This is a genomic window from Rhodococcus sp. NPDC003348 (assembly GCF_053589375.1).
Genome location: NZ_JBSFRT010000006.1, coordinates 20,214 through 31,667, shown reverse-complemented (window position 1 = coordinate 31,667; position 11,454 = coordinate 20,214). Strand labels below are relative to the sequence as shown.

11 protein-coding genes are annotated in these 11,454 nt (G+C 70.2%); 7 read left to right on the top strand and 4 right to left on the bottom strand.

Annotated elements, in window-relative coordinates; all coding sequences use genetic code 11:
• Nucleotides 1–11: 11 nt before the first annotated feature.
• On the top strand, nucleotides 12–980 hold the full coding sequence (locus ACWDU4_RS05695) for a DUF6542 domain-containing protein (RefSeq protein WP_450112892.1): 969 nt from the start codon (nucleotides 12–14) through the stop codon (nucleotides 978–980).
• Here ACWDU4_RS05695 and ACWDU4_RS05690 read toward each other — a convergent pair.
• A complete protein-coding gene (locus ACWDU4_RS05690; protein WP_450112891.1) occupies nucleotides 971–1,975 on the bottom strand; it encodes a 4-hydroxy-3-methylbut-2-enyl diphosphate reductase in 1,005 nt (334 codons plus the stop codon). The genes ACWDU4_RS05695 and ACWDU4_RS05690 overlap by 10 nt on opposite strands.
• A 99-nt stretch (nucleotides 1,976–2,074) precedes the next feature.
• Here ACWDU4_RS05690 and ACWDU4_RS05685 point away from each other — a divergent pair, with 99 nt between their 5' ends.
• Genes ACWDU4_RS05685 through ACWDU4_RS05675 form a run of 3 tightly spaced genes read left to right on the top strand, consistent with a single transcriptional unit; the run spans nucleotide 2,075 to nucleotide 4,184 of the window.
• Nucleotides 2,075–2,695: a lipid droplet-associated protein gene (locus ACWDU4_RS05685; protein WP_450112890.1), complete on the top strand. Its 621-nt coding sequence runs from the start codon at nucleotides 2,075–2,077 to the stop codon at nucleotides 2,693–2,695.
• Nucleotides 2,692–3,978 carry an exodeoxyribonuclease VII large subunit gene (gene xseA / locus ACWDU4_RS05680; RefSeq protein ID WP_450112889.1) on the top strand — a complete coding sequence of 429 codons (1,287 nt, stop codon included), beginning with the start codon at nucleotides 2,692–2,694 and terminating at the stop codon, nucleotides 3,976–3,978. The genes ACWDU4_RS05685 and xseA overlap by 4 nt, the downstream gene beginning before the upstream one ends.
• Nucleotides 3,975–4,184 (top strand): exodeoxyribonuclease VII small subunit, encoded by a 210-nt coding sequence (locus ACWDU4_RS05675; RefSeq protein WP_450112888.1) that lies wholly within the window; start codon nucleotides 3,975–3,977, stop codon nucleotides 4,182–4,184. The genes xseA and ACWDU4_RS05675 overlap by 4 nt, the downstream gene beginning before the upstream one ends.
• Nucleotides 4,185–4,202: 18 nt before the next feature.
• Here ACWDU4_RS05675 and ACWDU4_RS05670 read toward each other — a convergent pair whose 3' ends face one another.
• Nucleotides 4,203–4,772 (bottom strand): DUF4245 domain-containing protein, encoded by a 570-nt coding sequence (locus tag ACWDU4_RS05670; protein ID WP_450112887.1) that lies wholly within the window; start codon nucleotides 4,770–4,772, stop codon nucleotides 4,203–4,205.
• Between the two features lie 97 nt (nucleotides 4,773–4,869).
• Between ACWDU4_RS05670 and ACWDU4_RS05665 the strand changes: the two genes are divergently transcribed.
• The 3 genes from ACWDU4_RS05665 (at nucleotide 4,870) to ACWDU4_RS05655 (ending at nucleotide 8,809) form a co-directional block, all read left to right on the top strand.
• Nucleotides 4,870–6,150 carry a hypothetical protein gene (locus tag ACWDU4_RS05665; protein ID WP_450112886.1) on the top strand — a complete coding sequence of 427 codons (1,281 nt, stop codon included), beginning with the start codon at nucleotides 4,870–4,872 and terminating at the stop codon, nucleotides 6,148–6,150.
• A gap of 113 nt (nucleotides 6,151–6,263) precedes the next feature.
• Nucleotides 6,264–7,298: a class II fructose-bisphosphatase gene (glpX, locus tag ACWDU4_RS05660; protein ID WP_450112885.1), complete on the top strand. Its 1,035-nt coding sequence runs from the start codon at nucleotides 6,264–6,266 to the stop codon at nucleotides 7,296–7,298.
• A 98-nt stretch (nucleotides 7,299–7,396) separates the two neighbouring features.
• Nucleotides 7,397–8,809 carry a class II fumarate hydratase gene (locus ACWDU4_RS05655; RefSeq protein WP_450112884.1) on the top strand — a complete coding sequence of 471 codons (1,413 nt, stop codon included), beginning with the start codon at nucleotides 7,397–7,399 and terminating at the stop codon, nucleotides 8,807–8,809.
• A 40-nt stretch (nucleotides 8,810–8,849) separates the two neighbouring features.
• Here ACWDU4_RS05655 and ACWDU4_RS05650 read toward each other — a convergent pair whose 3' ends face one another.
• On the bottom strand, nucleotides 8,850–9,788 hold the full coding sequence (locus ACWDU4_RS05650) for a glycoside hydrolase family 16 protein (protein WP_450112883.1): 939 nt from the start codon (nucleotides 9,786–9,788) through the stop codon (nucleotides 8,850–8,852).
• Between the two features lie 82 nt (nucleotides 9,789–9,870).
• On the bottom strand, nucleotides 9,871–11,226 hold the full coding sequence (locus ACWDU4_RS05645; RefSeq protein ID WP_450112882.1) for a ricin-type beta-trefoil lectin domain protein: 1,356 nt from the start codon (nucleotides 11,224–11,226) through the stop codon (nucleotides 9,871–9,873).
• Between the last annotated feature and the right edge of the window lie 228 nt (nucleotides 11,227–11,454).

Below are 11,454 nucleotides of genomic sequence, written 5' to 3'. Positions count from 1 at the left end.
AATGTCTAGACGTGTCTGCAACCCAACGTGCTCGATCCGGGGTGCCGCTCGCGCAGCGATCGGCGCTGGCCACAGTCCCGGGCGTGCCTGCCTGGGGCGCCGTCGCGATCGCGGTGGCGGCCACGCTCGTCGGGTTCGTCATCGACGCGGTCCGTGGCAACGAACTGACCGCGGCGTTCTCCGTCTTCTTCTTCCTCGGTTGCCTCGCCGCGATCCTCGCGGTCCGCAACCGCGGACTGTTCACCGCGATGGTCCAGCCCCCGCTGATCCTGGTGGTCGCGGTGCCGCTCGCGTACCAGCAGTTCTCGCCCGGGGGCGGCGGCCTGAAGGATCTGCTGCTCAATGTCGCGATCCCGCTGGTCAACCGGTTCCCGCTGATGCTGGCGACCACGCTCGTCGTCTGCGCGATCGGTGCCGGACGCATGTACATCCGGCACCAGGCGGCCGGCATCATCGCCCGGCCCGCGCGCCGATCCGGCAGTGCGCGGCGCACCGAGACCGAACCGCGGACGGTGGCGGATCGGACCGAAACTGTCGCCGAACCCGACCGGCCACGCGAGCAGCAACGGTCCGAGCGGCCGGTCCGCCGCCCCGCCGGGCGGTCGGCGGACCCGTCCCAGCCCGCACATGCACCGGGCAGTTTCCCGACGGGCCGCTACCCGGCACGTGCGGCGCACAGCGAATCGTCCGAGGAGCGGACCGAATCGTTCGACCGCCCGCAGCAGTTCGCACGCCCCCACGAGCGGGCACCCCGCCCCGATCGGCCGGCGCAGCACGACCGGCCGGACCGCACCCAGGGACGCCGTTACGAGGCCGCGCCGGCACAGCCCGGTCCGGCGTACACCGGTTCCCGCCCGGCCGCCCGGGCCGAGGGCCACGAGTACGGATCGGAGCCCGAGGTCCCGCTGCACCCGATCCCGCAGGTGCGGTACCGGGACCGCGGTGACACCCCGCAGGACCCCCCGTACCGCTACCGCTGAGCGGGCTTGCGCAGCTCACGCGGCAGCGAGAACACCAGCGTCTCGTTCGCGGTCGTGACGGTCTGCACGTCACCGAAGCCGTGCTCGGCGAGCAGTTCGATGACCCCGCCGACCAGGATCTCCGGCACCGACGCCCCTGAGGTGACGCCGACCGTACGCACCCCCTCCAGCCATGCCGGGTCGATCTCGCGGGCGTAGTCCACCAGGTGCGACGCCTTCGCGCCTGCACCGAGGGCGACCTCCACCAGTCGCACCGAGTTCGACGAGTTCCGGGAACCGACGACGATCACCAGATCACACTCGGGCGCCATCGCCTTGACCGCGACCTGCCGGTTCTGGGTGGCGTAGCAGATGTCGTCGCTCGGCGGATCCTGCAGCTTGGGGAACTTCTCCCGCAGTCGGGAAACGGTGGCCATCGTCTCGTCGACACTCAATGTCGTCTGCGACAGCCAGATGACCTTGTTCTCGTCACGAACGGTCACCGCGTCGACGGATTCGGGGCCGTCCACCAACTGCACGTGGTTGGGCGCCTCACCGGCGGTGCCCTCGACCTCCTCGTGCCCCTCGTGGCCGATCAGCAGGATGTCGAAGTCGTCGCGCGCGAATCGCTTCGCCTCCTGGTGCACCTTGGTCACCAACGGGCAGGTGGCATCGATGGTGTGCAGGCTGCGGGCGTCCGCGGCCTCGTGCACGGCCGGCGAGACGCCGTGCGCGGAGAACACCAGCACCGACCCCTCGGGCACCTCGTCGGTCTCGTCGACGAAGACGACGCCCCGCTCGGCGAGGGTGTCCACGACGTGCCGGTTGTGCACGATCTCCTTGCGCACGTAGATCGGCGCGCCGTGCTTCTCGAGCGCCCGCTCGACCGTTTCGACCGCACGGTCCACGCCGGCGCAGTAGCCGCGAGGTTCGGCGAGCAGGACCCGCTTGCCGGTCGCCGAGTTCGACGCGCCGGTGCCGGTGATTCCCAGGTTCAGGGGGACAGCGGAAGACATGCCTCCAGGGTACGGGGGTCGGCGAGGTGGGGCCCCGCCAGCCGGGGGCGCCCCGTGTCCCGGCTACCAAATGACGCCCCGGTAGGGCACTCTAGGACCATGTTCCGTCCCCCTTTCGCCGCCCGCGTGGCTGCCGGTATCGCGGCAACGATCGTCGAAGAGGTGCAGAAACTGCCTGCCACGGCGGTCACGCTGCCGATGACCGCGGTCAGCACGGTGCTGCAGACGGGCATGCACGTGCAGCAGGCCGTCACCGCCCTGGCCATCAAGGGGGACGAGGCACTGTCGGGATTGTTCCCGCAGTCCGAGGAACAGCCCTCGTGGGCCACATTCGACGAGGACGCCGACGCGTCCCCGCAGCACAACGGCACCGGACGGTCCGCGCCGGCACCTGCCGCCCCGGCGAACCAGGGCCGATTCGAGCTGTACTCCATGACCCCGGCCGAGGGCGCCACCACGGCGGAGCCGAAAGCCCCCAAGGCGACGGCCACCGCCCCGAAGGCCGCGGCGACGAAGGAACCGGCCACCGACGGTGAGCGCCCCGAGATCGCCGAGTACCTGGACTACGACAACCTCACCCTCGCGCAGTTGCGGGCGCGCCTGCGCACCCTGTCCATCGAGGAATTGACCGCGCTGCTCGACTACGAGAACGGCACCCGGAACCGGGCCCCGTTCCAGACCATGCTCGGCAACCGCATCACCTCCGCCAGCGCCAAGTGACCGCTGCCAGCCCCACCCCGCCGAGCACCCGGCCCTCGGCCCAGACGTCGAACTCCGCCGAGAACCCGTGGCCGGTCCGGTCGGTGTCGACGAAGGTCGCGGCCTGGATCGACCGGCTCGGCAGCATCTGGGTCGAAGGTCAGATCACCCAGATCAACGTCCGGCCCGGCACCCGGACGGCGTTCCTGGTCCTGCGGGATCCGTCCGCGGACATGTCGCTGTCGGTGACCTGCTCCCCGACCCTGATCCGGGACAGCCCGGTTCCGCTGACCGAAGGCACCAGGGTCGTCATGTTCGGCAAGCTGTCGTTCTACACCGGCCGCGGCACCGTCTCCCTGCGGGTGACGGAGATCCGGCCGGTCGGGATCGGGGAACTGCTGGCTCGGATCGAGCGACTTCGGGGACTGCTCGCGGCGGAGGGCCTGTTCGACCCCCGGTTGAAGCGGCCGCTGCCGTTCCTGCCCCGCACCATCGGGCTGATCACCGGCCGTGCGAGCGCGGCCGAACGCGACGTGCTCAGCGTCGCCGGCGCCCGGTGGCCTGCCGTGAACTTCGCGATCCGCAACACCGCAGTCCAGGGTCCGACCGCGACCGCGCAGATCGTCGAGGCGCTCGCCGAACTCGACGCGGACCCGGCGGTCGAGGTGATCGTCCTGGCTCGCGGCGGCGGCAGCGTCGAGGACCTGCTGCCCTTCTCGGACGAGACGCTGTGCCGGGCGATCGTCGCGTGCACCACCCCGGTCGTCAGCGCCATCGGCCACGAGCCCGACAACCCGCTGTGCGACCTGGTGGCGGACGTCCGGGCGGCGACACCTACCGACGCGGCCAAGAAGGTGGTGCCCGACGCGGTTGCCGAGCAGGCGCTGGTCGCGGACTTCCGGGCGCGCGGCGCGGCGGCGCTGAGGAACTGGGTGGCGCGGGAGGCCCGGTCGCTGGCCGACCTGCGCAGCCGGCCGGTGCTCGCGGACCCGCTCGCGGCGGTGGAACGTCGCGCCGAGGACGTGACGCGCCTGCGGGAGGCGGGCCGACGCGACATCCGAAGGCTGGTCGACGGCCAGTCGACAGTGCTCGAACACATGGCGGCGCGGCTGACCACGCTCGGCCCGGCCGCGACGCTCGCCCGCGGCTACGCGGTGGTGCAGCGGGTCGTGCCGGGTTCGGATCCGGAGGTGCTGCGGTCGGTGGAGGACGCTCCGCCCGGCACCCAGCTGCGGGTGCGCGTCGCCGACGGCGCGGTGATCGCCGCGGTCATGGGCAGGGACAAGTCAGGAGAACAGAAGTGAACGAACCCGTGTCCGAGCTCGGCTACGAGGCCGCCCGCGACCAGCTGGCGGAGGTGGTCAAACTGCTCGAGCAGGGTGGCCTGGACCTCGATCACTCGCTGGCACTGTGGGAGCGGGGCGAGGCACTGGCCAAGAGGTGCGAGGAGCACCTCGCGGGTGCGCGGGCCCGGGTCGAGAAGGCCCTCGCGCACACCGACGAGGACTAGCCGCCGCGATCGGGGCGGTCAGGACAGCGGCTGGGCCTGTCCGACCGCGTCGGCGAGCTCGCCGAACTCCTCGGTCGAGCCGCTGCCGGTGATCAGCACCCGCACGTCCCCGAGATCGGTGACCCAGATCGGCTCGCTGCCCTCCTCGCTGAACTGCACCCAGGAGTTGCCTGCGAACTGCTCGGCGCCGCTCGCGGTACGCGGTCCACCGGCCACCCACGACACCAGGGGCTCTTCCGCGGCGGCCGACTGGCTCAACTGCAGGTAGCGGCCGGCGTCGGTGATGTAGCCGACGGTGCTGACGTCGCCGCCGTTGTCGCCGCTGACGGTGCCCCGGCTACCGGAGTTCGGCTGCCAGGCGTCGGGCACGGCGGGATTGCGGATCGGAAAGTCCAGTTCGGCCGCGTCGAAACCCAGCGCCGCCTTCACGTCGAACTGCGGGACCGGTCCGGCGGTCGGGCCGCCGGGGCTGAACGAGCACGACCGGGCGACCCCCGCGATGATCACCGCGAACAACACGAGCGGGATCAACGACCAGATGATGTCGCGGTTGTTCTGAAGAATTCGGGGTTTGTCGCCAGCTGCCACGACAACGAGTATCCCAGCATGCCGCGCGGTGACGGCGGTCGGGACCACCACCGAAACCCGTACGCGAAGTTACACACATGTGGTTAGTTGTCGGACCATGAGCCTTCGCAGCCGACTCCCCCGGCCACACCGTCTGGCCCTGGCGATCACCGGTGTGGCTCTGGCCGTGGCGGCGACGACGGCGCCGGCGACCGCGACCCCACACGTGCCGGGCGGCGTGGGGTACCACGACCTGCTCGATCTCGTGCCCGCCAACGCCGACGCCGAGGATCCGGGCGGGCTGGACCCGCGACTGCCCACCGACTCCCGGGTTCTCGGTCGGGCCGTCGCCGCGGCCCGCGCCGACCGACTCGCGCCCGTCCGCTACGCGACGCTGCTGCACCAGTACTGGCTGGCGCGGGGCGCCGAGGCATCGGGCATCGACCTCGGCACCTGGGATCCCCGCGCCGGTTTCGCCGCGAACGCGGAACTGGTGAACCGGGTGTACGCGAACTACGGCCGCTATCAGAAGGAGCGGGCCGAACTGAACTGGGCGGGCATGGCCGGGATGGCTGGAGCATCGTTCACCGCCGGCTTCCTGGACATCGACACCGGGCGGGGCGTGCTGTCCGTGGACGCGGTGCACCGGATCGGCGAAGCCGTCGCGGCGGCGGTCGGCACGCTGCCCACGGACGCGGCGGAACGACTGCCGGACGACGTGCGCGCCCTGGCCACCGTCGCGCCCACCCTGACCGCCGACGATCTGGACTGGTACCAGCAGCGACTGCTCGTGATGCAGAAGCACATCTATTTCGACATGGTGCCGATGCACGAGGCCTACCTGACCGAGGGGCGGCCCGCGATCGAGGAGATGCGCGCGGCCGGACTGCTCGACGCCAACACCGAGGCCGCCTGGGAGGCGATCTTCACCGGCTCGCCCGAGGGGCGCGCGGACGCGGTCGTACGGATGGCGGACCGTGAGCAGAACACGATCGTCGCCGACCAGTGGGACGCGACGGCTCGCGGCCGGGACGGCGCCGGGCGCGTGCTCGCTTACGTCACCACCGTCGCCGCGCAGCCGTCGATCCCCGGCACCCGCGCGCCGGGCGTCTTCGCACCGCTCACCGTGTACGCGGCGACGGTGCCCGGCGGGGCCGGCGTCCGGGTGCAGGCGCCGCTGCCCGACTTCAACTGGGCCGACCGGGGACCACGCTGGCGGTACATCGCAGGGGACACGGCGCCGGCCTACCGTCTGCTCGCCGAGCAACGGCCCGGCGAGATCGGGGCGCTCCTCGGCCTGCCCTTCGCGACCTTCGCCGATCAGCAGCGGGTGGTGGCGCGCGCACCGGCCCTGATCCGCGACCTGACCACCGGGTGGTCCGTGGTCGCGGGCCAGTAGACCGGCTCGGGTGGACGCGGGCGCCGGATGAGACAATTACGCCGCGCGATTCGTTTCGCGTCCACGAACACACCCAGGGCGGCTTTCCGGTCGCCAGCGAGGAGGCACCGCCCATGACGGCCAGCACGAGTCACCGCGAAGCACCGGACCGGAACCTCGCACTCGAGTTGGTGCGGGTCACCGAGGCTGCCGCGATGGCCGCCGGCCGCTGGGTCGGGCGAGGCGACAAGGAGGGCGGCGACGGTGCCGCCGTCGACGCCATGCGCCACATGGTCAGCTCGGTGTCCATGCAGGGCGTCGTCGTCATCGGTGAGGGCGAGAAGGACGAAGCCCCGATGCTGTACAACGGCGAGGAGGTCGGCAACGGCGACGGTCCGCTGTGCGACGTTGCGGTCGACCCGATCGACGGCACCACGCTGATGAGCAAGGGCGCGCCCGGCTCGATCGCGGTGCTCGCCGTGTCCGAGCGCGGCGCCATGTTCGACCCGTCTGCCGTGTTCTACATGGACAAGATCGCGGTCGGCCCCGAGGCCGCCGACGTGATCGACCTGGCCGCCGGTGTCGCCGAGAACATCCGCCGCGTGGCGAAGGCGAAGAACCGCGCGGTCTCCGACACGACCGTGACGATCCTCGATCGCCCGCGGCATGCCGACATCATCCGCGAGATCCGGGAGACCGGCGCCCGCATCCGGCTGATCTCCGACGGCGACGTGGCCGGCGCGATCGCCACGGCCCGCCCCGACTCCGGCGTCGACATGCTGCTCGGCATCGGCGGCACCCCCGAGGGCATCATCGCGGCCGCGGCGATGCGCTGCATGGGTGGCGCGCTGCAGGGCCGGCTGGCCCCGAAGGACGACGCGGAGCGGGAGAAGGCCCTCGCCGCCGGCCACGACCTCGATCGGGTGCTGCGCACCGAGGAACTCGTCACCGGCGAGAACATCTTCTTCTGCGCGACCGGTGTCACCGACGGTGAGCTGCTCAAGGGTGTGCGCTACTACGGCGGCGGCGCGACGACGCAGTCGATCGTCATGCGTTCCAAGTCGGGCACGGTCCGCATGATCGAGGCCTACCACCGCCTCGAGAAGCTGCACGAGTTCTCCTCGATCAATTTCACCGGCGTCGACGGCGCACAGCCGCCGCTGCCCTGACGAGTTCTCCCCGCAACACTCCAGCTGAAGGGTCCCTTCGTGCGCCACGCGCGCAACAAGGGGCCCTTCGGTCGTTGCGGCGGTGGCAAGCTGGGTGCATGACTGAGAACAGCGAACCGCAGTTCCGCATCGAGCACGACACCATGGGCGAGGTCCGGGTTCCGGTCGACGCCCTGTGGCGGGCACAGACTCAGCGCGCAGTGGAGAACTTCCCGATCTCTGGCCGGGGTCTCGAACGCGCCCAGATCCGGGCACTCGGACTGCTCAAGGCGGCGTGCGCCCAGGTCAACCGGGATCTCGGTCTGCTGGACGCGGAGAAGGCCGACGCGATCGTCGCCGCCGCGACCGAGATCGCCGACGGCCGCCACGACGACCAGTTCCCGATCGACGTGTTCCAGACCGGCTCGGGGACCAGCTCGAACATGAACGCCAACGAGGTGATCGCCTCGATCGCGCTCGCGCACGGGGTCGAGGTACATCCGAACGACCACGTCAACATGTCGCAGTCGTCGAACGACACCTTCCCGACCGCGACGCATCTCGCCGCCACCGAGGCCGCGGTCAGGGACCTGATCCCCGCCCTCGATCATCTGCGACTTGCCTTGGTGGACAAGGCAACCGAGTGGCGCACCGTGGTCAAGTCGGGCCGCACCCACCTGATGGACGCCGTGCCGGTGACGCTCGGGCAGGAGTTCGGCGGCTACGCCCACCAGGTCGAGGCCGGAATCGAGCGGGTCATGGCCGCACTCCCCCGCCTCGGCGAACTGCCGATCGGCGGCACCGCGGTCGGCACCGGGCTCAACGCCCCGGACGGATTCGGCCCGAAGGTGGTGGCGAGGCTGGTCGACTCGACCGGAATCGATGCACTGTCCCCCGCCCGCAACAGTTTCGAGGCGCAGGCGGCGCGGGACGGACTGGTCGAGGCGTCGGGGGCCCTGCGCACGATCGCGGTGTCGCTGACGAAGATCGCCAACGACATCCGCTGGATGGGGTCGGGTCCGCTGACCGGCCTCGGCGAGATCCGCCTGCCGGACCTGCAGCCGGGCAGTTCGATCATGCCGGGAAAGGTGAATCCGGTGCTGCCGGAAGCGGTCACCCAGGTCGCGGCGCAGGTCGTCGGCAATGACGCGACCGTCGCCTGGTGCGGCGCCGCGGGCGCGTTCGAGCTGAACGTCTACATCCCGGTGATGGCCCGCAACATCCTCGAATCGATTCGGTTGCTGGCCAACGTGTCCCGGCTGTTCGCCGACCGCTGCGTCAAGGGGCTCGTCGCGAACACCGAACACCTGCGCACGCTCGCAGAGTCGTCGCCGTCGATCGTGACGCCGTTGAACTCGGCGATCGGCTACGAGGAGGCGGCCGCGGTGGCGAAGGAGGCGCTCAAGGAGCGCAAGACGATTCGGCAGACGGTCATCGACCGCGGGCTGGTCGGCGACGGCCTGTCCGAGGAGGAGCTGGACCGCCGCCTCGACGTACTCGCGATGGCAAAGGTCCCGCCCGCGAGGAAGTGACGCGGACGGGACCTGCGCGGTGGTGCGTGGCGATCGGGCGCTACCGCGCGCCGTCCCAGGCGTCCACACGCACCCAGTCGACGTAGAAGTTGCCGCTGCCGAGGTCGGGGTACAGGCTGGACTCGAGTTGCAGCTGCCAACGCATCGGGGTGTTGGGCACCCCGCGGTGGGACTCGAGCAGGACCCTGCCGTCGAGGATGAACCGGACGGTGTCCGGGGTCCACTCGGTTGTCACCGTGCGCCACTGACTGAAGTCGGAGTAGTCGTACTCCGAGATGACCTGCGAGTTCGCCGTCGCGTCGGGTTCGGCGAAGTGGTGGTACCCGCGAATCGGGCCGGTCAACTCGCCCTCGGGGAAGTTCAGCTCGCCCTCGCTCGGCCAGACCTCGGACGTCGGCCACAGCAGCATCGCGAGCCGGTAGCCGGTGATGTACGGGTGGCTGGTCTTGATGCGGGCGGAATAGCGGCCGTACAGCTGACCCTGCTCGTCACCGGAGATCACCGGGGACAGGTTCGCACCTGCCCGCTTCCCGTCGACCTCGTGCAGGTTGTAGTCGAGGGCGCCGTCGTGGACGCTGAGCACCTGGTCGGCCCGGTACGGGAAGCCGTTGAAGGTGTCGGTGTAGCACTCGGGGTAGGTGCGCCAGCGGGTGTTCTCGGTGCCGGTGTAGACGATCTTGCCGGGATTGTTGCACTCGGCGTTGGCGAAGCTGCCCACCGGCGCGTCGGTGGTGAAGTCGTCGACGAAGATCTGCTTCCAGCCCGCCAACTGTTCACGCGGTGCCGCCTGGGTGCCGGACACCGGAGTACTCAGGCTGCCGGTCACGTTGCTTCCGACGTCGGCACTGCCGACCCATTCGAGTCCCTCGGGCAGCGTGATCTGGGCCGAGGCGGCGGGCGCCGCGACCACCCCGAGTGCGGTGAGCGCGGCGACCGCTACGCCTACGCGGCGGCGGAAGTGGCGGGTTGAGCGGGACATCCGAAACTCCAAGAGGTGAGGGAAAGTTCGTTGCTCACCTTAAAGGTCCTGTCGGAATTTCCGGGATGTCAGGTTCGGATGCTCAGGCCGCCGGGTCGTACGCCCACACCGAGACCCAGTCGACGAGCAGGTTGCCGTTGCTGGTACCGGTTCCGTTCGTCTCGGTCTGCAGCTGCCAGCGCATCGGCGTCGACGGCACCCACGCGGTGCTGTCGAGGACCACCCTGTCGTCGAGCAGGTATCGGATCCGGCCGGGCGACCACTCGATCGTGTAGGTGTGCCAGTCGGTGAACCGGGCACCGATGTCGGCGGCGACGTCCTGGCACCCGCCGACACACGAACCCGCGCCGGAGTAGTGATGGAAGCCGCCGACGGTGCCGGCGAGGCCCCCCTCGGGGAAGTCGAATTCACCGTCGACCGGCCATCGCTCGGACTGCGGCCAGAGCAGCCACGCCACGTAGTACTCGTTCAGGTTGGCGTTGTCGACCTTGAATCGCGCCGAATACCGGCCGTAGGTCTGATATTGACCGACGCCGTCGATCAGTGGCGACGGATTCGCTCCGGCGGGAATTCCGTTCACGGGGTGCAGATGGAAATTCATCACCCCGTTGCCGACACTGAGCACCTCGTCGGGTCGATACGGACGTTTCTGATATGTGTCGAGATAGCAGCTGGGGTACGTGCGCCACTTCTGCCCCTGCGCGCCGGTGTAGACGATGCGGTCCGGGTCGCACGCGTTCGCCCATGTCCCCACCGCCGCGTCCTTGGTGAAGTCGTCGACGAAGATCTGCCGCCAGCCGGGCAGATTGCCCTTCGGGGCAGTCACTCCGGACGGAGAGACGGGCGCAGCGACCGTGGTCGTCGGGACCGCGACCGTCGTCGTCGGGGCGACGGTGGTCGTGGGGGCGACGGTCGTGGTGGGAGCGACCGCGGTGGTCGTCGGGGTGGTCGGCACGGATCCGGAGTATGCCCACCGTTGCGCGGCGGCGCCGCTGCACGACCGCATGGTCACCGGGTTCCCGTCCACCTCCCTGCCACCGGTGTTCTCCACACACAGGCCGCTGGCCTGCGACGACACCGATCCGTCGGCGCGCGGATTCCACCGCTGCGCGGCCGCGCCGGTGCACCCGGAGATGGTCAGTGCCGCACCGGGTCGGTTCGTCTTCGGGGTCAGGCACTTGCCCTGCACCCGCACGGTGCCGTCCGACTCGACGCTCCAGTTCTGCGCGGTCGACCCGTTGCACCCGTACACCTGCACCGGGTTTCCGTCGGTGGTGACACCCCACTTGTTGTCCAGGCACAGTCCGCCCGGGGTGCGGACGGTACCCGCGGTCGCGGCCGCGGCCTGGGATGTCGTCGCGATCCCACCGGCGGTGGCGCCCGCCGCGACGACCAGGGACAGCAGCAGCCGCGTCACGGAGCCGCGACGGGAATTCACGAATCGGCAGGAAGAACTTTCGGGACCGACGACTTCTCGAACGCCAGGAATTTTGCGCACACGACGATGAACCATTCTTTTCCCCATTCATGACGATGGGCACGGAGGACGGTTCGCATGCGGTACCGAAAAAGGTGTTCAGAAATGAACGCTAGCACGGCCCATTCCGGTTATCCGGGCGAGCGCGGCCACAAAACACGCACCAAATTCTCACCCTCCCTGCGGGCG

Excerpts from the sequence above, each read along its gene's own strand:
- ACWDU4_RS05690 (WP_450112891.1), bottom strand. The coding sequence starts at position 1,975 with ATGTCTTCCGCTGTCCCCCTGAACCTGGGAATCACCGGCACCGGCGCG.
- ACWDU4_RS05685 (WP_450112890.1), top strand. The coding sequence starts at position 2,075 with ATGTTCCGTCCCCCTTTCGCCGCCCGCGTGGCTGCCGGTATCGCGGCA.
- ACWDU4_RS05665 (WP_450112886.1), top strand. The coding sequence starts at position 4,870 with ATGAGCCTTCGCAGCCGACTCCCCCGGCCACACCGTCTGGCCCTGGCG.
- glpX (WP_450112885.1), top strand. The coding sequence starts at position 6,264 with ATGACGGCCAGCACGAGTCACCGCGAAGCACCGGACCGGAACCTCGCA.
- ACWDU4_RS05655 (WP_450112884.1), top strand. The coding sequence starts at position 7,397 with ATGACTGAGAACAGCGAACCGCAGTTCCGCATCGAGCACGACACCATG.
- ACWDU4_RS05650 (WP_450112883.1), bottom strand. The coding sequence starts at position 9,788 with ATGTCCCGCTCAACCCGCCACTTCCGCCGCCGCGTAGGCGTAGCGGTC.